Here is a 21,069-nt window from a genome sequence, read left to right on the forward strand (position 1 = left end):
CGATTCAACGTTCGACCGGGGTGTCCGGGTGGTTGCCCCACTCGCCCCAGGAACCCGCATAGGCCTTGACGCGCGGGTAGCCGAGGGCCTTGGCCACCAGGTAGGTGAGGCCGGAGCGGTGATGGGTCTGGCAGTGGGTGATCACTTCCTTGTCCGGGGTGATGCCCAGGTCGGCGAGCAGCTCGGGCAGGTCCTGGCGCAGGCGCAGGGCTCGGGCCTGATCCATGCAGGCGGTCCACTCCAGGTTTGCCGCGCCGGGAATGTGCCCGGCCTTGGCTGCCAGGGCCTTCTCGCCGCGGTACTCGGCCGGGGAGCGGGCGTCCCAGATCGCCAGGTCATTGGCCCCCAGGCGGCTCTGCAGGTACTCGCGCGTGGCGCTGGGCGCCGTGCTGAAGCTCAGCGACGCTGCGGCGGACAGTGGGGCTGGCTGATCGCCGCTTAGCGGGCGCTCCTCGGCCAGCCAGGCCACCAGGCCGCCGTCAAGGTAGTGGTAGCGGCCGTGGCCGATCACATCCAGCAGCCAGATAAAGCGACCGGCCCAGCCGCCACCCTCGTCGTCGTACACCACGTAGACGGCGTCCGGGTTGTGTCCCAGTTCGCCGAATAGCTGTTGCAGCTGTGCCTGTTCCGGCAGCAGGCCGGGTGCCGGCGGCTGACCCAGCTGGGTGCGTTTCGGGTCGACGAAGCGGGCGCCGGGAATGTGTCCGGCGGCATAGCGCGGTGCGCTGGTCAGATCGACCAGGATCAGCTCGGGGGCGCTCAGGCGGCTGGCCAGATCGGCCGGCTGGATAACCAACGGCAACTCGGCGAAGGCAGTCATGCTGGACCTCTTAGTCGGAGAAGGGGCGAATTGTAGCGGAAAGCCTAGGGCGCGCGTCTGGCAAAGCTGTTCAGGGCCCGCTCGATGCACTGGGCCGTCTTGCCGAAGGCCTGCAGCTGGGTGTCGCTGAAGGCGCCGCCGTTGCGGTCGACGACCAGCAGCAGGGCCACCCGGCCGTTGCAGGCCAGCGAGCGGAGCAGCAGGTGCTCACTGGGAAACAGTGCCTTGAGCGCGCCGGGTAGCAGGGCGGAGAACTGGGCGATATTGCTGGGGCTCAGGCGCAACTGCCCCGGCTCCTTCAGCAGGCGGCGCAGCACCTGGCTGTGCTGGGGGTCGAGCGCCAGTCCGCTGCCTGGCTGCTCCAGGCCGGCGTGCTGCAGTGCGCGCAGGCGGCTGTGGCTGCGGTCGGCCAGCAGCAGCAGCACGCGCGCCAGGCCGCAGGCCTGCAGGGCCTGGCTGGCGCCGCTGGCGAGCTGCTCGAGGTTGTTGAAGGCGCTGGGCTGGGCGAGCAGCTGCGTGCACAGGCGTCGCCATTCATCGACTGCCGTGGCTTTCGCCGGTGCCGGTGCCGGCGCCTCTGGCACGGCGCTGCGCAGGTGGCGGGCGGTGGGCGGCCACAGCAGCGCCTCGGCCGGGTGCCAGAGGCCGCTGGCGGCATGCAGGCGCGCACTCTGGGCGGCCTGCTGGTGAATCTGCTGCTGCACTTCGACCAGCGGAAGCTGCAGGTAGAGTCCGCTCAGGCGCTGCCAGCGCAGGCTGTGCGGGCTGCTCCAGGCCTGGTGGGCCGATAGCGCCAGGCCGTTGGCCAGCACTATGGTGTTGGCCGGCTGGGTCAGCCAGCGGCGCAGCTGGGGATCGGCATCGAGCATCTGCTGCTGGTGCAGCGGGTGCTCGTTATCGCGGGCGATATGCAGCGCCTTGATCAGCAGGCGGCGATCCTGGGTCAGCAGGCGATAGCCCTGCACGATCCACTCCGGCAGGCGCCAGCGTTCGGCCAGGGCCAGGCAGAGCTCGAGCAGGGGCACGCCGAGCAGCTCCTGCTCGACCCGGCTGGCCGGCTCGCCCTTGACCAGGACGCGCTGCTCCCAGGTTTCGAACAGCTCCGGCCGCGCGGCAAGCAGGGTCCAGATCGGCGCGAGAAACAGCAGGCTGCCCCAGTGGATTTCCTGCCAGAGCCGGGCCAGGCGCCCGGCGAACAGGCCGTTGGCCTGCTGGCTGGCATGCTGGCTGACCAGCTGGATCTGCCGCAGTGCCGGGGGAACCTCCTCGGCCGGCAGGGTCGGCTGGCGCTGCACCAGTTCCTCGGTGCGCTGCAGGCCCAGGCGACCGATGGCGCTTTCCAGGCTCTCCGCCGGCTCGCCGAGGCCGCCGCTATGGCGATTGGCCTCGCGCAGTACGCGCAGTGACAGCGCCGGGCTGGCTTGCATCAGCTCGGCGATGTCGCGCAGCGAGCAGCGACTGTCCGCCAGGGCGCGACATACCCGCTGGTGACTGTCGGCAGGCACCGGTATAGGTTGTTTGTCCAGCTGTTTGAGCCAGGCGTCGAGACTGCGGGGTAGGGGCGTCGGCATGGGGGAGCCAAACTGGCTTTTGCACTTAACAGGCTATAGTCTCGCGCATTCCTTCCGATAAATAGAAGGGTTGATTCAACAAACCCCAACTCCTGGTTCCTGCAAGTTTTCTCTATATGGCAAAAATCATCGGCATCATCGTCGTGCTCGCCAGCGTGATCGGCGGCTTTATTCTTTCCGGCGGCAAGTTCATGGCCCTGGTGCACCCCTTCGAGGTGATGATCATCGGCGGTGCGGCCCTGGGCGCCTTCCTCCAGGCCAACCCAGGCAGCACCTTCATGCACGTCTTCAAGAAGTCGCTGAAGATGTTCAGTTCGCGCTTCACCCATACCTTCTACCTGGAGGTGCTGAAGCTGCTCTACGAGATCCTCAACAAGAGCCGGCGCGAGGGCATGATGGCCATCGAGGCCGACCTCGAGGAGCCGGCCGCCAGCCCGATCTTCAGCAAGTACCCGGCGATCCTCAAGGATGAGCGGATGACCGCCTACATCTGCGACTACCTGCGCATCATGTCGTCCGGCAACATGGCGCCCCATGAGCTGGAGGGCCTGTTCGACATGGAGATGGCCAGCCTCAAGGAGGAACTCGAGCATCCCGCCCATGCCGTGGCCAAGGTCGCCGACGGCATGCCGGCGATGGGGATCGTGGCGGCGGTGCTGGGTATCGTGATCACCATGTCGATCCTCGCCGAAGCCGATAACGCGCAGATCGGCGAGAAGGTCGGCACGGCCCTGGTCGGCACCTTCCTCGGCATCCTCGCGTCCTATGGCTTCTTCGGTCCCTTGTCCAATGCCCTGGAGCACGACGCCAAGGAAGAACTCAACGTCTACGAATCGATCAAGGCCGCTCTGGTGGCCTCGGCGTCCGGCATGCCGCCGACGCTGGCCGTCGAGTTCGCGCGCAAGACGCTGTTCCCGGCGCACCGGCCGAGCTTCACCGAGCTGGAACAGGCGATGCGCGGAAACTGATGAGTCATGGAAAATAATCAGCCGATCATCGTCAAACGGGTCAAGAAGACCGCCGGCGGCCACCATGGCGGCGCCTGGAAGATCGCCTTCGCCGACTTCGCCACGGCGATGATGGCGTTCTTCCTGGTGATGTGGCTGATGTCCTCGGCCTCGCCGGAGCAGAAGAAGCTGATCTCCGGCTATTTCAAGGACCCGATCGGTTTCAGCGAGAGCGCCAGCCCCTATGTGATCGATCTCGGTGGCTCGCCCACGCCGTCACCGGACCGCACCCTGAACCCGGAGATCCAGGAACCGGCCGACAGCGAGCGGGTCGATGGCGAGGCGGTCGAGGTCGACCCGGAGCAGGCCGAATCCATGGCCGAAGAGCTGGAGCGCGAGCGTCTGAAGCTGCTGCTACAGGAGCTGCAGAACAGGGTCGAGGAGAATCCGCAGTTGCAGCGCTTCAAGGACCAGATCCTGTTCGAGATCACCCAGGACGGCCTGCGCATCCAGATCGTCGATGCCGAGAACCGGCCGATGTTCGACCTCGGCAGTGCGCGCCTGCAGCCCTATTTCGAAGACATCCTGCTGGCCATGGTCGACACCATCAAGGCGGTGCCGAATAAGATCAGCATCAGCGGCCACACCGATGCCAAGCCCTTCGCCGGGGCTGGCGACTTCGGCAACTGGGAGCTGTCCGCCAATCGCGCCAACGCCGCCCGGCGCGTGCTGGTGGCCGGCGGCTACGACGAGGAACAGCTGGCGCGCGTGGTCGGCTACGCCTCGTCGGCCCTGTTCGATCGAAAGAACCCGCTGAACCCGGTGAACCGGCGCATCGACATCACCGTGCTGACCAAGAAGGCGCAGCGGGCCATCGAGGGCGAGCCGCAGGGCGGCGAGGCGGCGCCGGCGAGCGATGGTGGCTCGGCCGCGTCGTCGCCGGACGAGCCATTGCCGCCGGCCTCGGCGGAGGAGCTGCGCAAGCGCTTGAATATCTTCGAGGACGGGGTGCTGCGGCTCGACCAGCCTGGTCAGTGAGCGGCACCTGCCGGGTCAAGGCCGCGGGTGATCGCGGCCTTGTCGTTTCAGTAGTCCGCTTCCGGCAGGCTGGCGAGGATGTGCCGGTAGCTGGCCATGCGCTGCGGGTGGATGCGCCCGTCCTCCAGGGCCTTGAGCAGGGCGCAGCCGGGCTCGCGGTCGTGCTTGCAGTCGCGGAAGCGACAGTGGCCGAGCAGCTCGTGGAACTCGATGAAGCCCGCCTCGACGTCGTCGCGACTGACGTGCACCAGGCCGAATTCGCGAATGCCGGGGGAGTCGACCAGCTCGCCGCCGCCGGGGAAGTGGAACAGCCGCGCGGTGGTGGTGGTGTGGGTGCCCTTGCCGGTCAGCTCCGACAGCGCACCGACCCGGGTGTCCACGCCCGGTAGCAGGCTGTTGACCAGCGACGACTTGCCCACCCCGGATTGTCCGACGAAGACGCTGACGTGGTCGTCCAGCTGCTGCTTGAGCTTCTCCATGCCGTCGCCCTGGTGGGCCGAGACCTCCAGCAGCGGGTAGCCGAGCTGGCGATAGACCGCGAGCAGGGCTTCGAGCGCCGGGCCGTTCTGCGTGTCGATCAGGTCGGCCTTGTTCAGCAGCAGCAGCGGACGGATGCCGGCATGCTCGGCGGCCACCAGGTAGCGGTCGATCAGGTTGGCGTGGGGCTCGGGCAGCGGCGCGAAGACGATGACGATCAGGTCGACGTTGGCCGCCACCGGCTTCAGCTGGCCGCGGCTGTCCGGGCGGCACAGTTCGCTGTCGCGTGGCAGCTGCGCGACGATCACGCCGATGCCCTGGTTGCCGGCGCGCCACACCACGCGGTCGCCGGTGACCAGGGTCGGCAGGTTGGCGCGCAGGTGGCAGCGGAACACCTGGCCGCGCTGTTCGCCGTCCTGGGCCTCGACCTCGACCTGCACGCCGAAGTGGGCGATCACCAGGCCCACCTGTTCCGGGCCGAGGTCGCCGCCTTCCAAAATCTGCACGGCTTGTGACTCGCGCTTGGCGGCGCGGGCGGCACGCTCGCCCTGGATCTTGTCGATGCGCCAGCTTTGCCGGCGGTTGAGTTGGCGTTTGGCCATGGGGGTCTCGAGGGTTGAGTCGCGGGGAAAACCGGCCGCGAGTTTAGCACGCGCGGGCGGCCGACTCGCTTGCTGCAGCCGGCCGAGGCGCTCGGTACACTGCGGGGCATCTTGGGACGGCTGGACGAGCGCATGGGCGCGAGTGTGATCGGAAACAATCCGGCGTTGCGCGCCTTGCTGGCGCAGCTGCTGGCGACCCTGCTGGTCGGCGGCGGGATCTATCTGGCGGCGCAACTGTCCGACTGGCGCGCGCCCTGGCTGCTGGCCGGATTGCTCCAGGGGCTGCTGGCCGCCAGCCTGGGCAGCTGGCTGGGCCTGGCACGCTGGTGGTGGTGGCTGAACCTGCTGTTCGTCCCCGCAGTGCTGCTCAGCAGTGGCGCGTCGCTACCGTCCTGGGTGTTCTTCCTCGCCTTCCTGCTGGTGCTGCTGCTCAACTGGAACAGCCTGGTCGAGCGCGTGCCGTTGTACCTGAGCGGTGCGCGCTGCCAGGAGCAGCTGGTGGCGCTGCTTGCCACGCGCCCGGCGGACTTTCGTTTCGTCGACCTCGGCTGCGGCCCGGCCGGCACCCTGCTGCACCTGGCCCGGCGCTTTCCCGCTGCGCAATTCGTTGGCGTCGAGACCGCGCCCCTGACCTTTGCCATCGCCTGGCTGCGTTGCCTGCCCCAGCGCAACTGCCGGGTGCGCTACGCCAGCCTCTGGCGCACCGACCTGTCGCGCTTCGAGGTGGTCTACTGCTTCCTCTCGCCAGCGCCCATGGCGGCTCTCTGGGATAAGGCCCGGGCACAGATGAAAGCGGACGCCTGGCTGATCAGCAACAGCTTCGAGGTGCCCGGGGTGGCGGCGGACCGCTCGATCGAACTGCACGACTGGCGTGAGTCGCGCCTGCTGCTGTGGCGCATGGGCGGTGAGCCGGGCGCATCGTCAGGCGAATAATTCGCTAAACTGGCGATCCAAGCCGAGGAGCGCAACATGCAGAACCCACAGAACCTGATCTGGATCGACCTGGAAATGACCGGTCTGGATCCGGAGAAAGACCTCATCATCGAGATGGCCACCATCGTTACCGACAGCGAACTCAACGTGTTGGCCGAGGGGCCGGTGATCGCGGTGCACCAGAGTGATGAGGCGCTCGCCGGCATGGACGAGTGGAACACCCGCACCCATGGCGAGAGTGGCCTGACTCAGCGCGTGCGCGACAGCAAGGTCGGCCCGGCCGAGGCCGAGGCGCAGACCCTGGCCTTCCTCGAGCAGTGGGTGCCCAAGGGCAGCTCGCCGATCTGCGGCAACAGCATCGCTCAGGACCGGCGCTTCCTCTACCGCTACATGCCGGAGCTGGAAGCCTATTTCCACTACCGCTACCTGGATGTCACTACCCTGAAGATCCTCGCCGATCGCTGGGCCCCGCAGCTCAAGGCCGGGTTCCAGAAGAAGGCCAGCCATCAGGCGCTGGACGACATCCGCGAGTCGATCGCCGAGCTCAAGTATTACCGCGAGCACTTCCTCAAGGCCTAAGCGCCTTTTACCGGTGCGCCGCGCTCGGCGTGCCGGGCCAGCGCCCATTCGATATGCTCGCGCACCAGCGCCGAGGGATGCTCGCGGCGCGCCTCCAGCGCCTCGAGCACCGGGATGCTCGAGGGCGCGTTGCCCAGGCCGACCGCCAGGTTGCGCAGCCAGCGCTCATAGCCGGCGCGGCGCAGTGGCGAGCCTTCGGTGCGGCTGAGGAATTCTTCCTCGCTCCAGCGGAACAGTTCGGCCAGCCCGGCGTTGTCCAGGCCGTGGCGGGGCTGGAAGTCGCCCTGCCCGGTGGGGCGGGCGAAGCGATTCCACGGGCAGACCATCTGGCAGTCGTCGCAGCCGAACACGCGGTTGCCGATCGGCGCGCGCAGATCAAGGGGGATAGGCCCCTTCAGCTCGATGGTCAGGTAGGAGATGCAGCGCCGCGCATCCAGCTGGTAGGGACTGACGAAGGCGTCGGTCGGGCAGATGTCCAGGCAAGCCGTGCAGCGCCCGCAGTGCTCGCTGGCGTGGGGCGCATCGACCGGCAGGGGAATGTCGACGAACAGCTCGCCGAGGAAGAAGTAGCTGCCGGCCTTGCGATTGAGCACCAGGGTGTTCTTGCCGATCCAGCCCAGGCCCGCCTGCTCGGCGATAGCCTTCTCCAGCACCGGGGCGCTGTCGACGAAGGCGCGGTAGCCGAACGGGCCGATCGCCTGCTGGATGCGCTCGGCCAGCTGCTGCAGGCGCTTGCGGATCAGCTTGTGGTAGTCGCGGCCCAGGGCGTAGCGCGATACGTAGGCTGTTTCCGGCTGGCCCAGGCGCTCGGCCATGCGGGTGTCGCCGGGCAGGTAGTCCATGCGCAGCGACACCACCCGCAGGGTGCCAGGCACCAGCTGCTCGGGGTGCGAGCGCTTGCTGCCGTGGGCGGCCATATAGTCCATCTCGCCCTGGTAGCCGGCGTCCAGCCAGCGCTGCAGGTGCGCCTCGTGCTCGCCCAGTTCCAGGCCGGCGATACCGACCTGCTGGAAACCCAGCTCGCGGCCCCAGTCCTTGATCGACTGGGCGAGGGTGGCGAGATCGGCGCTGGAGACGGACATGCTGGGCGGGAAACCTGAGTGGAGGTGGGTATAATTCTGCCAGACATCGGAGCCGACGCATGCCGCATTCGCCAGACAATCTTCCCCTTGCCCTTTACAGCGCAGCCCAGGTGCGCGCGCTCGACGCCCGGCTGATCGCCGCCGGCACCTCCGGCTTCGAGCTGATGAGTCGCGCCGCCCATGGCCTGTGGCGGGCCCTGCGCCGTCGCTGGCCGGACGTCGGGGCGGTCACCGTGTTGGCCGGGCGCGGCAACAACGCCGGCGATGGCTATCTGCTCGCCGCCCTGGCCCAGCATGCCGGCTGGCGCGTGCGGGTGCTGGCGCTCGGCGATCCGGGGCAACTGCAGGGCGACGCGGCGCGCGCGCGCGACGAGGCGCAGGGCGCCGGCGTAACGGTGCAGGCCTGGAGCGAGTGCGCGGCGCTGGAGGGGGTGGTGGTCGATGCGCTGCTCGGCACCGGTCTGCGCGGCGCGGTACGCGAGCCCTACGCCCAGGCCATTCGCCAGCTCAATGCCAGTGGCGCGCCGGTTTTGGCGGTGGATATCCCCTCGGGGCTGTGCGCCGACAGCGGCCAGGTGCTGGGCGTGGCGGTGCGCGCCCAGCTGACGGTGACCCTGATCGGCCTGAAGATCGGCCTGTTCACCGGGGCGGCGCTGGACTGGGTCGGCGAGCTGGCCTATGACGACCTGCAGGCCGACCCGCAGCTGGTCGCGAGCCAGGCCAGGGTCGCCCAGCGCCTGGCCCCGGGCAATCTGCCGCGCTTGCCGGCGCGGCCGCGCACGGTGCACAAGGGCCTGCTCGGCCATGTGCTGGTGGTGGGCGGTGAGCGTGGTTATGCCGGGGCGGCCCTGCTGGCGGCGCAGAGCGCCTTGCGCGGCGGCGCCGGGATGGTGTCCCTGGCCAGCCGTGGCGATCACCTGGCGGCGGCGCAGGCGCGTCTGCCCGAGGTGATGAGTGCGGCGGTGGCCTCGGCCAACCAGTTGCTGGCGCTCGGCTCGGCCGCCAGCGTCTGGGTGGTCGGCCCGGGGCTGGGCCAGGGCGCCTGGGGCCGCAGCCTGCTGTCGGCCGCCGCCGCCGCGACGGCGCCCCAGGTGTGGGATGCCGATGCGCTCAACCTGCTGGCCAGCGGCGCGGTCGGCCTGCCGAGCGGCTGCGTGATCACCCCGCATCCCGGCGAGGCGGCGCGCCTGCTCGGCGTCAGCACCGCCGAGGTGCAGGCCGACCGCCCCGCGGCCGCGCTGCAGCTGGCGCGACGTTACCGGGCGGTGTGCGTCTTGAAGGGCGCTGGCACCCTGGTCGCCGACCCGGACGGCAGCCTGCTGCTGTGCGATCGCGGCCATCCGGCGATGGCCGGGGCCGGCCTGGGCGATGTGCTCGCCGGGCTGATCGGCGCCCTGTTGGGGCAGGGGCTGGCGCCGCTGGCGGCGGCCAGCCTGGCGGTCTGGCTGCATGCGCGGGCCGGCGAAATGCTGGCCGATAAGGGGTGTGGGTTGGCGGCGAGCGATTTGTGCGACGCCATTCGTCAGTTGATGCAGGAGCAGTGCGCGTGACCGAAATACAACGCTACGCCGCCGATGAACCGGCCATGTACGCCCTGGGGGCGGCCATCGCCCAGGCCAGCAAGGGGGTGGGTGTGATCTACCTGCACGGCGACCTGGGTGCCGGCAAGACCACCCTGGCGCGCGGCATCATCCGCGGCCTGGGCCATGTCGGCGCGGTGAAAAGCCCGACCTTCACCCTGGTCGAACCCTATGAAATCGATGGGGCGCGGGCCTATCACTTCGACCTGTATCGCCTGGTCGATCCGGAAGAACTGGAGTTTCTCGGCATCCGCGACTACTTCGCCGGGGATGCTTTGTGTCTGGTGGAGTGGCCGCAGCGTGGTGCGGGCATTTTGCCAAAGGCCGACCTGGACATTACCATTAGCCCGCAAGCGGCCGGCCGTTCGCTGCGCCTGCAGGCGCACAGCGCGCGCGGCGAAGCCTGGTGTGCCGCCCTGGCCATCGGAGCATGATTAGAACGTATGGGGTTGGCTATGCGCATAGGCGCGCGTTTCATCGCGGTAGGGGTGGTAATGGCGGCGTTCGCCGCCGAGGTTTTTGCCGCTTCGGATGTACGCAGCGTCCGGCTGTGGCGGGCCCCGGATAACACCCGCCTGGTCTTCGACCTGTCCGGGCCGGTGCAGCACAGCGTATTCACCCTCAGCGCCCCGGAGCGCATCGTCATCGATGTCAGCGGTGCCAAACTGGCCACCCAGTTCGACCAGCTGGCCCTGAGCAATACGCCGATCACCGGCGTGCGCTCGGCCCAGCGCACCGCCGATGACCTGCGCGTGGTGATCGACCTGGCGGCGCCGGTCACGCCGAAGAGCTTCACCCTGGCGCCGAACCAGCAATACGGCCATCGCCTGGTCGTCGACCTGTACGACCAGGAATCCGGCGCAGCGCCCAGCCTGCCCTCGACTGCGACCGCCAGCAGCGCGCCGGTGCCGGTCACGCCGACCCAGGCGCCGCCTAAGCCCACCCCGGTGCCCGGGGGAAAGCGCGACATTGTCATCGCCATCGACGCCGGCCACGGTGGTGAAGATCCGGGCGCCTTGTCGCCGGTCAAGGGCCAGTACGAGAAGCATGTAACCCTGGCCATCGCCAAGGAACTGCAACGGCAGATCAATGCCGAGAAGGGGTTCCGCGCCGAGCTGGTGCGCACCGGCGACTACTTCATCCCCCTGCGCCGGCGCACCGAGATCGCCCGCAAGAAGGGCGCCGACCTGTTCGTCTCCATCCATGCCGATGCGGCTCCGCGGGCCTCGGCTTCGGGCGCGTCGGTGTATGCCCTTTCGGACCGCGGCGCTACTTCGGAGACGGCGCGTTGGCTGGCCGACTCGGAGAACCAGTCGGACCTGATCGGCGGTGCCGGCAACGTCAGCCTCGACGACAAGGACAAGATGCTCGCCAGCGTGCTGCTGGATTTGTCGATGACCGCCTCGCTGTCTTCGAGTCTGAACGTCGGGCAGAAGGTGCTGAGCAACATGGGGCAGATCACCCATCTGCACAAGCGTCGGGTCGAACAGGCCGGCTTCATGGTGCTGAAGTCGCCGGATATTCCGTCGATCCTGGTTGAGACGGGCTTCATCTCCAATCCCGGCGAGGCACGCAAGCTGGCCACCTCGAGCTATCAGCAGGCTATGTCGCGCTCGATCCTCACCGGGGTGCGGCAGTTCTTCCAGCAGAATCCGCCGCCGGGCACCTACATCGCTTGGCTGCGTGACAACGGCAAGATCGCCCAGGGGCCGCGCGAGCACGTGGTCAGCTCCGGCGAGAGCCTGGCCCTGATCGCCCAGCGCTACCAGATCAGCCTGGCCGCCCTGCGCAGTGCCAATGCCCTGCGTTCCGACCTGATCCAGGCCGGGCAGACCCTGCAGATTCCGGCCACCGCGCTGGCGGCCCAGCCATGAGTGGCGCGGCGCGCATCCAGCTGCTCAGTCCGCGGCTGGCCAACCAGATCGCCGCCGGCGAGGTGGTCGAGCGGCCGGCCTCGGTGATCAAGGAGTTGCTGGAGAACAGCCTGGACTCCGGCGCCCGGCGCATCGAGGTGGACGTCGAGCAGGGCGGCATCAAGCTGCTGCGCGTGCGCGACGATGGCAGCGGCATCGCCCCGGACGACCTGCCCCTGGCGCTGGCGCGCCACGCCACCAGCAAGATTCGCGAGCTGGACGATCTCGAGCAGGTCATGAGCCTGGGCTTTCGTGGCGAGGCCCTGGCCTCGATCAGCTCGGTCGCCCGCCTGACCCTGACCTCGCGCACCGCAGGCGCCGAGCAGGCCTGGCAGGTGGAGACCGAGGGGCGCGACATGCAGCCGCGGGTGCAGCCGGCGGCGCATCCGGTCGGCACCACGGTGGAGGTGCGCGACCTGTTCTTCAATACCCCGGCGCGGCGCAAGTTCCTGCGCACCGAGAAGACCGAGTTCGAACACCTGCAGGAGGTCATCAAACGCCTGGCCCTGGCGCGCTTCGACGTGGCCTTCCATCTGCGTCACAACGGCAAGGCGGTGCTGGCGCTGCATGAGGCCAATGACGAAGTGGGTCGCGCGCGCCGGGTCGCCGCCGTCTGCGGGCCGGCCTTTCTCGAGCAGGCGCTGCCGATCGAGATCGAACGCAACGGCCTGCACCTGTGGGGCTGGGTCGGGCTGCCGACCTTCTCGCGCAGCCAGGCCGACCTGCAGTATTTCTATGTCAATGGGCGGATGATCCGCGACAAACTGGTCGCCCACGCGGTGCGTCAGGCCTATCGCGACGTGCTGTTCAATGGTCGGCACCCGACCTTCGTGCTGTTCCTGGACATCGACCCGGCGGTGGTCGACGTCAACGTGCACCCGACCAAGCACGAGGTGCGGTTTCGCGACAGCCGCATGGTTCACGATTTCCTCTACGGCACCCTGCATCGCTCGCTGGGCGAGGTGAGGCCCGAGGATCAGCTGGCGGCGCCGGCGGCGGTCGACGCCGTGGTACGCCCGAGCGGCCAGGCGGCGGGCGAGTTCGGCCCCCAGGGGGAGATCGGCTTGGCCGCCAGCACGCTGGAGCGTCCGCAGGGGGCTTCCGTGTGGCAATCGGCGGGCGCCGGCTACCAGGCGCCGCGGTCCGAGCCGGCATTGCCGGCGGCCGAGGCGCGCGGCGCCTATCGCGAGTATTTCGCGCCACTGCCGTCGGCTTCGGCGCCTGCCGGACTGCCCGAGAGTCAGGGCGAGGTGCCGCCGCTCGGTTATGCGATTGCCCAGCTCAAGGGCGTGTACATCCTCGCCGAGAACGTCCAGGGCCTGGTGCTGGTCGACATGCATGCGGCCCATGAGCGCATCACCTACGAGCGGCTCAAGATCGCCATGGCCAGCGAGGGCTTGCGCAGCCAGCCGCTGCTGGTGCCCGAGTCGCTGGCCGTCAGTCAGCGCGAGGCCGACTGCGCCGAGGAGCACGCGGCCTGGTTCCAGCGCCTGGGCTTCGAGCTGCAGCGCCTCGGCCCGGAGAGTCTGGCGATCCGGCAGATCCCCGCGTTGCTCAAACAGGCCGAGGCGACCCAGCTGGTCCGCGACGTGCTGGCCGACCTGCTCGAATACGGCAGCAGCGACCGGATTCAGGCGCATCTCAACGAGTTGCTCGGCACCATGGCCTGCCATGGTGCGGTGCGTGCCAACCGCCGTCTGAGCCTGCCGGAGATGAATGCGTTGCTGCGCGACATGGAGCACACCGAGCGCAGCGGCCAGTGCAATCACGGCCGGCCGACCTGGACGCAGCTGGGCATGGACGAACTCGACAAGCTGTTCCTGCGTGGTCGCTAGGTGGCCGCGCCACACTGAAAAGGGTTGACCATGTCTGAGCGCCTGCCGCCGGCGATATTCCTGATGGGGCCGACCGCGGCCGGCAAGACCGACCTGGCCCTGGAGCTGGCGCGGGTGTTGCCCTGCGAGCTGATCAGCGTCGACTCGGCGTTGATCTATCGCGGCATGGACATCGGTACCGCCAAGCCAGACAAGGCCGTGCTGGCCGAATTCCCCCACCGTCTGATCGATATCCGCGACCCGGCCGAAAGCTACTCGGCGGCGGAGTTCCGCGACGACGCCCTGGCGGCGATGGCGCAGATCACCGCGCAGGGGCGCATTCCCCTGCTGGTCGGCGGCACCATGATGTACTACAAGACACTGCTCGAAGGCCTGGCCGATATGCCCAGTGCCGATCCGCAGCTGCGCGCCGAGCTGGAGGCGCGCGGCCAGGCCGAGGGGTGGGCGGCGTTGCATCGGGAGCTGCAGGCCGTGGACCCGGAGTCGGCGGCGCGCATCCATCCCAACGATCCGCAACGCCTGACCCGGGCGCTGGAGGTCTATCGCCTGAGCGGTCTGACGATGACCGCCCATCGTCGGCGTCAGGCGGCGCAAATTCCTGGCGGCGGAGGGCCCGCGGCGGGGCAATTCCCCTATACTGTGGCGCAGTTGGCCATCGCGCCGGCAGAGCGACAGGTGCTGCACGCGCGGATCGCGCAACGTTTTCAGTCGATGTTGGAACACGGCTTCGTCGCAGAGGTCGAAGGCCTGCGTCGGCGAAGTGACTTGCACGCCGGGTTGCCGTCTATACGGGCGGTGGGTTATCGCCAGGTCTGGGAATATCTGGATGGCAACCTGAGTGAGGCGCAGATGCGCGAGCGCGGCATCATCGCCACGCGCCAGCTGGCCAAGCGGCAGTTCACCTGGCTGCGCGGCTGGGATGACGTGCACTGGCTGGACAGCCTGGCTTGCGACAATCTGCCGCGCGCCTTGAAATACCTGGCATCGGTCTCCATATTGGCCTGAGACCTTGCCATGGGCGGTCTATCCTTGGGGGGTAGACTGCTTGAAGCCGTTCGTTGGTTTATTAAAAATTATTGTTTTTTGACCTTTATAGGAGTGCGGCACATGTCAAAAGGGCATTCGCTACAAGACCCTTACCTCAATACCCTGCGTAAGGAACGCGTCCCGGTTTCCATCTACCTGGTCAACGGCATCAAGCTGCAGGGTCAGATCGAGTCCTTCGACCAGTTTGTGATTCTGCTGAAGAACACTGTCAGCCAGATGGTCTACAAACATGCCATTTCCACCGTGGTGCCGAGCCGCCCGGTACGTCTGCCGAGTGCTTCAGAGTCCGAGCAGGTTGAAGCCGAGCCTGGCAACGCCTGATTAGGGGGCTGCATTGTTCTTCGAGCGCCATGAAGGTGGTGAACGGGCCATCCTGGTTCATCTGGAAGGCCAAGACTCCGAGGCGCGCGAAGATCCGCAAGAGTTTCAGGAGCTGGCCCTCTCGGCCGGCGCTGATGCGGTGGCTTTTCTTAGCGTCCCGAGCAACAGGCTGACCGCCAAGTACCTGATCGGCAGCGGCAAGGTCGAAGAGTTGCGCGACCTGGTCAAGGCTGCCGAAGCCGATCTGGTGATCTTCAATCACGTCCTCACGCCCAGTCAGGAACGCAACCTCGAGCGCGTCTTCGAGTGTCGGGTGCTCGATCGTACCGGGTTGATTCTCGATATCTTCGCCCAGCGCGCGCGTACCCATGAGGGCAAGCTGCAGGTCGAGCTGGCCCAGCTGGATCACATGAGTACGCGCCTGGTGCGCGGCTGGACGCACCTGGAGCGGCAGAAGGGCGGTATCGGTCTGCGTGGTCCGGGTGAAACCCAGCTGGAGACCGACCGGCGTCTGTTGCGGGTGCGTATTCGCCAGATCAAGCAGAAGCTGGAGAAGGTACGCAGCCAGCGTGAGCAAGCCCGGCGTGGGCGCAAGCGGGCGGACATTCCCTCGGTGTCGCTGGTTGGTTATACCAACGCCGGCAAGTCGACCCTGTTCAATGCCCTGACGACCTCGGAGGTCTACGCCGCCGACCAGTTGTTCGCCACCCTCGATCCGACCTTGCGCCGTCTGGAGCTGGATGACCTCGGCCCGATCGTCCTGGCCGACACGGTGGGCTTCATTCGCCATCTGCCGCACAAACTGGTCGAGGCGTTTCGCGCAACCCTGGAGGAGTCGAGCAATTCCGACCTGCTGTTACATGTGATCGATGCCCATGAGCCTGAGCGCATGGCGCAGATCGAGCAGGTGGTCGCGGTGCTGGGCGAGATTGGCGCCCAGGAACTGCCTATGCTTGAGGTGTATAACAAATTGGATCTGCTCGAAGGCGTCGAGCCGCAGATCCAGCGTGATGCCGATGGGCGGCCGCAGCGGGTCTGGCTGTCGGCTCGCGACGGGCGGGGCCTGCCGTTGCTGGAGCAGGCGATTGCCGAGCTGTTGGGCAATGATCTGTTCGTCGGCACATTGTGCCTGCCCCAGCGTCTGGGCCGCCTGCGCGCCCAGTTCTTCGCGTTGGGGGCGGTGCAGAGCGAGGGACATGCCGAGGATGGCAGCAGCTTGCTGGCGGTGCGACTGCCGCGCGTCGAGCTGAATCGACTGGTCAGTCGGGAGGGCCTGCAGCCGCAGGACTTTCTCGAGCAACACACTTTGCAATAAAGCCTGCACCAGCGGCTTTGCCGCTGATGGTGGGCATTCGGTAGCATTGGCCGACGCGCCGTGGGTGCGTCTTTGCTTTATCAGTATGGAGAGCGCTATGGCTTGGAATGAGCCGGGTGGCAACTCGAACAATCAGGATCCTTGGGGTGGACGCCGTGGTGGCGACCGCAAGGGGCCGCCGGATCTCGATGAGGCCTTCCGCAAGCTGCAGGAGAGCCTGAACGGCTTGTTCGGTGGCGGTAAGCAACGTGGCAGCGGTGATGGCTCCGGCAAGAGTGGCGGCTTCGGCCTGCTGTTCGTCGGCCTCGGTCTGCTGGCGCTGGTCTGGCTGTACAGCGCGATCTACGTGGTCGACGAGCAGGAGCAGGCGGTGGTGCTGCGCTTCGGCAAGTACTACGAGACAGTCGGTCCGGGCCTGAACATCTATTTCCCGCCGATCGATCGCAAGTTCCAGGAGAACGTCACCCGTGAGCGTGCCTACAGCAAGCAGGGGCAGATGCTCACCGAGGACGAGAACATCATCGAGGTGCCGCTGACCGTGCAGTACAAGATCAGCAACCTGCAGGACTTCGTGCTCAATGTCGATCAGCCGGAGATCAGCCTGCAGCATGCGACCGACAGTGCCGTGCGCCATGTGGTTGGCTCCACCGAGATGGACCAGGTGCTGACCGAAGGTCGTGAGTTGCTGGCCAGCGAGGTCAAGGAGCGCCTGCAGCGCTTCCTCGACACCTATCGCACCGGCATCCTGGTGACCCAGGTCAACGTGCAGAGCGCCGCGGCGCCGCGTGAGGTGCAGGAAGCGTTCGACGACGTGATCCGTGCCCGTGAGGACGAGCAGCGCGAGAAGAACCTGGCGGAAACCTATGCCAATGGCGTGGTTCCCGAGGCGCGCGGTCAGGCTCAGCGCATGATCGAGGATGCCAGTGGTTATCGCGACGAGGTGATCTCCCGCGCCCAGGGTGAGGCGGACCGCTTCAGCAAGCTGGTCGCCGAGTATCGCAAGGCGCCCGAGGTGACGCGCGAGCGTCTGTACCTGGACACCATGCAGGAGATGATGGGTAACACCAGCAAGGTCCTGGTCACCGGTGGCGAGGGCCAGAGCAACCTGCTCTACCTGCCGCTGGACAAGATGATCGATGGCCGCAGCAGTGCGGCGCCGAGCGCCATTTCGGGTGCTGGTGTCGGCGACCTGGGGTCGCGCATGAGTACGAGTGGTCAGCGTCAGCCTGAGCTGCGCACGAGGGAGAGCCGCTGATGAGCAATAAATCGCTGATCGCCCTGATCGTCGGCGTCGTGCTGGCGATCGTCGCCTGGAACAGTTTCTATATCGTTGCGCAAACCGAGCGTGCGGTGCTGTTGCAGTTCGGTCGGATCGTCGAGCCGGATGTGAAGCCTGGCCTGCACGTGAAGATTCCGTACGTCAATCAGGTGCGCAAGTTCGATGGCCGCCTGCTGACGCTCGATTCCAGCAGCTCACGCTTCCTGACCCTGGAGAAGAAGGCGCTGATGGTCGATGCGTTCGCCAAGTGGCGGGTGCTCGATGCCGAGGCCTACTACACCGCCACCTCGGGGATGAAGCAGATCGCCGACGAGCGCCTGGCGCGTCGTCTGGAGGCTTCGCTGCGGGACCAGTTCGGTAAGCGGACCCTGCACGAGTCGGTGTCCGGCGAGCGCGATGCGCTGATGGCGGACGTCACGGCTTCGCTGAACCGCGCGGCGCAGAACGAACTGGGTATCGAAGTGGTCGATGTGCGGGTCAAGACCATCGACCTGCCGAAGGAAGTCAACCGCAGCGTGTTCGACCGCATGAGCTCGGAGCGTGAGCGTGAGGCCCGCGAGCACCGCGCCAAGGGTAAGGAGCTGGCCGAGGGTATTCGCGCCGACGCCGACCGCCAGCGCCGGGTGCTGCTGGCTGAAGCCTATCGCGAGGCGGAAGAGCTGCGCGGTGATGGCGATGCCCAGGCAGCGGCCATCTACGCCGAGGCTTATGGTCAGGATCAGGAGTTCTACTCCTTCTACCGCAGTCTGCGGGCCTACCGTGAAAGCTTCGCGGAAAAGAGCGATGTGCTGGTGCTGGACCCGAAGAGCGACTTCTTCCGTTACCTGGAGAAGTCCAAGCCCTGAGGCCGACCCCCGACGGCCGCCAGGCGGTCGTCGGGGTGACCATCGCGCAAAACGTGATATGATGCGGCAGCCGGGAAAATCCCGGCTTTTTTGCGTCTGTGGGAATCATGTGGCAGGAACTGGGCATCGCGATTTGTCTCGTGCTGGTGCTGGAAGGCATCCTGCCCTTCCTCTATCCGCGCCAATGGCGTGGAGCGGTCGCGCAGCTGATACGGCTGTCGGATCGACGACTGCGTCTGATGGGGCTGGCCAGCATGCTGCTGGGAACGGCTCTCCTTTATTTGCTTCACTGATGGCTTGTGCCGCCCGGATCGAGAGGGGAATGGCGAAATGGCAACGGTAGACCGCTGGCTACTGCCAGATGGCATCGAAGAAGTACTGCCGCCGGAAGCGGCGCGCATCGAAGTCGCGCGCCGTCAGGTGCTGGATCTGTTCCAGCGCTGGGGCTATGAATTCGTGGTGACGCCGCATATCGAGTACCTGGAGTCGCTGCTTACCGGCGCCGGCCAGGACCTGGACCTGCGCACCTTCAAGGTGACCGACCCGCTGTCGGGGCGGCAGATGGGCTTTCGCGCCGACATCACGCCGCAGGTGGCGCGCATCGACGCCCATACCCTGCGTCGCGAGGGGCCGAGTCGTCTGTGCTACGCCGGCAGTGTGCTGCATGCCCAGCCGCGTGCGCTGACCACTTCGCGCAGCCCGATCCAGCTCGGCGCCGAGCTGTACGGCGACGCCAGCCCGGCCAGCGACGTCGAGGTCATCAGCCTGCTGGTGGACACCCTCGAGCTGGCCGTGGTGCCGGACGTGCACATGGACCTCGGCCATGTCGGCATCTATCGCGGCCTGGCGCGCGCCGCCGGGTTGTCCGGCGAGATCGAGCAGCAGCTGTTCGATGCGCTGCAGCGCAAGGCCGTGGATGAAATCGCCGCGCTGACCGAGTCGCTGCCGGCGCCTATGGCCAAGATGCTGCGCGCCCTGGCCGAGCTGTGTGGTGGCCGCGAAGTGCTGGACCTGGCGCAGGCCTGTCTGGTCGAGGCTCCGGACGAGGTGCATGCCGCGCTGGACGAGCTGCTGGCGATCGCCGATGCGCTGAGCTTGCGCTATCCGGAATTGCCGCTGTACTTCGACCTGGGCGAGCTGCGCGGCTATCACTATCACACCGGCGTGGTGTTCGCCGCGTTCGTCCCCGGCGTCGGTCAGTCGATCGCCCAGGGCGGCCGGTATGACGATATCGGCGCCGACTTCGGTCGCGCGCGCCCGGCGACCGGTTTCTCCACCGACCTGAAGACCCTGGTCAGCTTGGGGCAGATGCCGCTCGGCGAGCAGCCGGCCGGTATCTGGGCGCCGGACAACCATGATGTATTTCTGTGGCAGGCGGTGCAGCGACTGCGCGGCGAGGGTTCGCGCGTGGTGCAGGCCTTGCCTGGCCAGGAATTGAGCGATGCGCATGAGGCTGGCTGCGATCGCCAGTTGCTGCTGCGCGATGGCCGTTGGCAGGTGGCGCCGCTGGCGCCCTGAATCGTTTCCGCCGGCTGCGGTCGGCATCAAGCTTGCGCGAAGAGGACAAGTGTTATGGGTAAGAATGTCGTAGTCCTGGGCACCCAGTGGGGCGATGAGGGCAAGGGCAAGATCGTCGACCTGCTGACCGAGCAGGCCGCCGCGGTGGTGCGTTATCAGGGCGGGCACAATGCCGGCCATACCCTGGTGATCAACGGGGAGAAGACCGTGCTGCACCTGATCCCCTCGGGGATCCTGCGTGAGGGCGTCGAGTGCCTGATCGGCAACGGCGTGGTGGTCGCGCCCGATGCGCTGATGCGCGAAATCACCAAGCTGGAAGAGAAGGGTGTGCCGGTGCGCGAGCGTCTGCGTATCAGCCCGTCCTGCCCGCTGATCCTGTCCTATCACGTGGCCCTCGACCAGGCGCGCGAGAAGGCCCGTGGCGACGCCAAGATCGGCACCACCGGCCGCGGTATCGGCCCGGCCTACGAGGACAAGGTGGCGCGTCGCGGTCTGCGTGTCGGCGACCTGTTCCATCGCGAGCGTTTCGCCGCCAAGCTCGGCGAGCTGCTGGATTACCACAACTTCGTCCTGCAGAACTTCTACAAGGAGCCGGCCATCGACTTCCAGAAGACTCTGGACGAGTGCATGGAATACGCCGAGCTGCTCAAGCCGATGATGGCCGATGTCACTGCGGTGCTGCATGAGCTGCGCCGTGCGGACAAGGACATCATGTTCGAGGGTGCCCAGGGCTCGCTGCTGGATATCGACCACGGCACCTATCCCTACGTGACCAGCTCGAATACCACCGCTGGTGGCATCGCCACCGGTTCCGGGTTCGGCCCGATGTACCTGGATTACATCCTCGGCATCACCAAGGCCTACACCACTCGGGTCGGTTCGGGTCCGTTCCCCACCGAGCTGTTCGACGACGTCGGCGCCTTCCTCGCCAAGCGTGGTCACGAGTTCGGCGCCACCACTGGTCGCGCCCGTCGCTGCGGTTGGTTCGACGCGGTGATCCTGCGTCGGGCAATCGAGATCAACAGCATCTCCGGTCTGTGCCTGACCAAGCTGGACGTGCTCGACGGCCTGGAGACCATCCGCATCTGCACCGGCTATAAGGATGCCGAGGGCCAGGTGCTGGTCGATGCGCCGACCGATGCCGACAGCTACCTCGGTCTGCAGCCGGTGTACGAGGAGGTGCCGGGCTGGAGCGAGTCGACCCTCGGCGCCAAGAGCCTGGATGAGCTGCCGGCCAATGCGCGCGCTTACATCAAGCGTGTCGAGGAGCTGGTCGGTGCGCCGATCGATATCATCTCCACCGGGCCGGACCGCAACGAGACCATCGTGCTGCGTCATCCATTCGCCTGATAGCGCGCACGCTGTCT

Annotated in this window: 20 protein-coding genes; 16 read left to right on the plus strand and 4 right to left on the minus strand. The window is 67.1% G+C overall.

What is annotated here, in order from left to right:
- Window positions 1-4: 4 nt before the first annotated feature.
- Window positions 5-820 (minus strand): rhodanese-like domain-containing protein, encoded by an 816-nt coding sequence (locus tag LPB260_RS22780; protein ID WP_208708135.1) that lies wholly within the window; start codon window positions 818-820, stop codon window positions 5-7.
- 44 nt (window positions 821-864) lie between these two features.
- On the minus strand, window positions 865-2,391 hold the full coding sequence (locus LPB260_RS22785) for an HDOD domain-containing protein (RefSeq protein ID WP_208708136.1): 1,527 nt from the start codon (window positions 2,389-2,391) through the stop codon (window positions 865-867).
- 116 nt (window positions 2,392-2,507) lie between these two features.
- On the opposite strand from LPB260_RS22785, the gene motA reads away from it, so the two are divergent.
- Entirely contained in the window at window positions 2,508-3,359 is an 852-nt protein-coding gene (motA, locus tag LPB260_RS22790) for a flagellar motor stator protein MotA (protein WP_208708137.1), read from the plus strand.
- A 6-nt stretch (window positions 3,360-3,365) separates the two neighbouring features.
- Entirely contained in the window at window positions 3,366-4,376 is a 1,011-nt protein-coding gene (gene motB, locus LPB260_RS22795; protein WP_208708138.1) for a flagellar motor protein MotB, read from the plus strand.
- A gap of 47 nt (window positions 4,377-4,423) precedes the next feature.
- Here motB and rsgA read toward each other — a convergent pair whose 3' ends face one another.
- A complete protein-coding gene (rsgA, locus tag LPB260_RS22800; protein WP_208708139.1) occupies window positions 4,424-5,455 on the minus strand; it encodes a small ribosomal subunit biogenesis GTPase RsgA in 1,032 nt (343 codons plus the stop codon).
- Between the two features lie 132 nt (window positions 5,456-5,587).
- Between rsgA and LPB260_RS22805 the strand changes: the two genes are divergently transcribed.
- On the plus strand, window positions 5,588-6,388 hold the full coding sequence (locus LPB260_RS22805) for a class I SAM-dependent methyltransferase (RefSeq protein WP_208708140.1): 801 nt from the start codon (window positions 5,588-5,590) through the stop codon (window positions 6,386-6,388).
- A 36-nt stretch (window positions 6,389-6,424) separates the two neighbouring features.
- Window positions 6,425-6,967, plus strand: a complete 543-nt coding sequence (gene orn, locus LPB260_RS22810; protein WP_208708141.1) for an oligoribonuclease — start codon at window positions 6,425-6,427, stop codon at window positions 6,965-6,967.
- Here orn and queG read toward each other — a convergent pair.
- A complete protein-coding gene (gene queG / locus LPB260_RS22815; protein WP_208708142.1) occupies window positions 6,964-8,049 on the minus strand; it encodes a tRNA epoxyqueuosine(34) reductase QueG in 1,086 nt (361 codons plus the stop codon). The two genes, orn and queG, sit on opposite strands and share 4 nt — an antisense overlap.
- Before the next feature lie 59 nt (window positions 8,050-8,108).
- On the opposite strand from queG, the gene LPB260_RS22820 reads away from it, so the two are divergent.
- From LPB260_RS22820 to LPB260_RS22875, 12 genes are all read left to right on the plus strand, one after another.
- Window positions 8,109-9,599 (plus strand): NAD(P)H-hydrate dehydratase, encoded by a 1,491-nt coding sequence (locus tag LPB260_RS22820; RefSeq protein ID WP_208708143.1) that lies wholly within the window; start codon window positions 8,109-8,111, stop codon window positions 9,597-9,599.
- Window positions 9,596-10,063 (plus strand): tRNA (adenosine(37)-N6)-threonylcarbamoyltransferase complex ATPase subunit type 1 TsaE, encoded by a 468-nt coding sequence (tsaE, locus tag LPB260_RS22825; RefSeq protein ID WP_208708144.1) that lies wholly within the window; start codon window positions 9,596-9,598, stop codon window positions 10,061-10,063. The genes LPB260_RS22820 and tsaE overlap by 4 nt, the downstream gene beginning before the upstream one ends.
- Window positions 10,064-10,072: 9 nt before the next feature.
- The gene (locus LPB260_RS22830) at window positions 10,073-11,503 is read left to right on the plus strand and encodes an N-acetylmuramoyl-L-alanine amidase (protein ID WP_371926122.1); all 1,431 of its coding nucleotides are present in this window, start codon (window positions 10,073-10,075) and stop codon (window positions 11,501-11,503) included.
- The gene (gene mutL, locus LPB260_RS22835; protein WP_208708146.1) at window positions 11,500-13,377 is read left to right on the plus strand and encodes a DNA mismatch repair endonuclease MutL; all 1,878 of its coding nucleotides are present in this window, start codon (window positions 11,500-11,502) and stop codon (window positions 13,375-13,377) included. The genes LPB260_RS22830 and mutL overlap by 4 nt, the downstream gene beginning before the upstream one ends.
- Window positions 13,378-13,407: 30 nt before the next feature.
- The gene (gene miaA, locus LPB260_RS22840; RefSeq protein WP_208708147.1) at window positions 13,408-14,382 is read left to right on the plus strand and encodes a tRNA (adenosine(37)-N6)-dimethylallyltransferase MiaA; all 975 of its coding nucleotides are present in this window, start codon (window positions 13,408-13,410) and stop codon (window positions 14,380-14,382) included.
- Between the two features lie 102 nt (window positions 14,383-14,484).
- Window positions 14,485-14,745 carry an RNA chaperone Hfq gene (gene hfq, locus LPB260_RS22845; protein ID WP_208708148.1) on the plus strand — a complete coding sequence of 87 codons (261 nt, stop codon included), beginning with the start codon at window positions 14,485-14,487 and terminating at the stop codon, window positions 14,743-14,745.
- A 13-nt stretch (window positions 14,746-14,758) separates the two neighbouring features.
- Entirely contained in the window at window positions 14,759-16,060 is a 1,302-nt protein-coding gene (gene hflX, locus LPB260_RS22850; protein ID WP_208708149.1) for a ribosome rescue GTPase HflX, read from the plus strand.
- Window positions 16,061-16,157: 97 nt separating this feature from the next.
- Window positions 16,158-17,315, plus strand: a complete 1,158-nt coding sequence (gene hflK / locus LPB260_RS22855) for an FtsH protease activity modulator HflK (protein ID WP_208708150.1) — start codon at window positions 16,158-16,160, stop codon at window positions 17,313-17,315.
- Window positions 17,315-18,184 (plus strand): protease modulator HflC, encoded by an 870-nt coding sequence (gene hflC, locus LPB260_RS22860; RefSeq protein WP_208708151.1) that lies wholly within the window; start codon window positions 17,315-17,317, stop codon window positions 18,182-18,184. The genes hflK and hflC overlap by 1 nt, the downstream gene beginning before the upstream one ends.
- Before the next feature lie 107 nt (window positions 18,185-18,291).
- Window positions 18,292-18,477 (plus strand): DUF2065 family protein, encoded by a 186-nt coding sequence (locus LPB260_RS22865; RefSeq protein WP_208708152.1) that lies wholly within the window; start codon window positions 18,292-18,294, stop codon window positions 18,475-18,477.
- Window positions 18,478-18,514: 37 nt separating this feature from the next.
- Entirely contained in the window at window positions 18,515-19,702 is a 1,188-nt protein-coding gene (locus LPB260_RS22870) for an ATP phosphoribosyltransferase regulatory subunit (RefSeq protein ID WP_208708153.1), read from the plus strand.
- A gap of 54 nt (window positions 19,703-19,756) precedes the next feature.
- Entirely contained in the window at window positions 19,757-21,052 is a 1,296-nt protein-coding gene (locus LPB260_RS22875) for an adenylosuccinate synthase (protein ID WP_208708154.1), read from the plus strand.
- The last annotated feature ends 17 nt before the right edge of the window (window positions 21,053-21,069 follow it).

The organism is Pseudomonas sp. LPB0260 (assembly GCF_013388395.1).

What these genes read in the sequence shown, in the direction of transcription:
- rsgA (WP_208708139.1), bottom strand. Translation starts at nt 5,455, where the DNA reads ATGGCCAAACGCCAACTCAACCGCCGGCAAAGCTGGCGCATCGACAAG.
- miaA (WP_208708147.1), top strand. Translation starts at nt 13,408, where the DNA reads ATGTCTGAGCGCCTGCCGCCGGCGATATTCCTGATGGGGCCGACCGCG.
- motB (WP_208708138.1), top strand. Translation starts at nt 3,366, where the DNA reads ATGGAAAATAATCAGCCGATCATCGTCAAACGGGTCAAGAAGACCGCC.
- LPB260_RS22865 (WP_208708152.1), top strand. Translation starts at nt 18,292, where the DNA reads ATGTGGCAGGAACTGGGCATCGCGATTTGTCTCGTGCTGGTGCTGGAA.
- LPB260_RS22780 (WP_208708135.1), bottom strand. Translation starts at nt 820, where the DNA reads ATGACTGCCTTCGCCGAGTTGCCGTTGGTTATCCAGCCGGCCGATCTG.
- LPB260_RS22820 (WP_208708143.1), top strand. Translation starts at nt 8,109, where the DNA reads ATGCCGCATTCGCCAGACAATCTTCCCCTTGCCCTTTACAGCGCAGCC.
- hfq (WP_208708148.1), top strand. Translation starts at nt 14,485, where the DNA reads ATGTCAAAAGGGCATTCGCTACAAGACCCTTACCTCAATACCCTGCGT.
- orn (WP_208708141.1), top strand. Translation starts at nt 6,425, where the DNA reads ATGCAGAACCCACAGAACCTGATCTGGATCGACCTGGAAATGACCGGT.
- mutL (WP_208708146.1), top strand. Translation starts at nt 11,500, where the DNA reads ATGAGTGGCGCGGCGCGCATCCAGCTGCTCAGTCCGCGGCTGGCCAAC.
- queG (WP_208708142.1), bottom strand. Translation starts at nt 8,049, where the DNA reads ATGTCCGTCTCCAGCGCCGATCTCGCCACCCTCGCCCAGTCGATCAAG.
- LPB260_RS22870 (WP_208708153.1), top strand. Translation starts at nt 18,515, where the DNA reads ATGGCAACGGTAGACCGCTGGCTACTGCCAGATGGCATCGAAGAAGTA.
- LPB260_RS22805 (WP_208708140.1), top strand. Translation starts at nt 5,588, where the DNA reads ATGGGCGCGAGTGTGATCGGAAACAATCCGGCGTTGCGCGCCTTGCTG.
- hflK (WP_208708150.1), top strand. Translation starts at nt 16,158, where the DNA reads ATGGCTTGGAATGAGCCGGGTGGCAACTCGAACAATCAGGATCCTTGG.
- hflC (WP_208708151.1), top strand. Translation starts at nt 17,315, where the DNA reads ATGAGCAATAAATCGCTGATCGCCCTGATCGTCGGCGTCGTGCTGGCG.
- LPB260_RS22785 (WP_208708136.1), bottom strand. Translation starts at nt 2,391, where the DNA reads ATGCCGACGCCCCTACCCCGCAGTCTCGACGCCTGGCTCAAACAGCTG.
- LPB260_RS22875 (WP_208708154.1), top strand. Translation starts at nt 19,757, where the DNA reads ATGGGTAAGAATGTCGTAGTCCTGGGCACCCAGTGGGGCGATGAGGGC.
- motA (WP_208708137.1), top strand. Translation starts at nt 2,508, where the DNA reads ATGGCAAAAATCATCGGCATCATCGTCGTGCTCGCCAGCGTGATCGGC.
- LPB260_RS22830 (WP_371926122.1), top strand. Translation starts at nt 10,073, where the DNA reads ATGGGGTTGGCTATGCGCATAGGCGCGCGTTTCATCGCGGTAGGGGTG.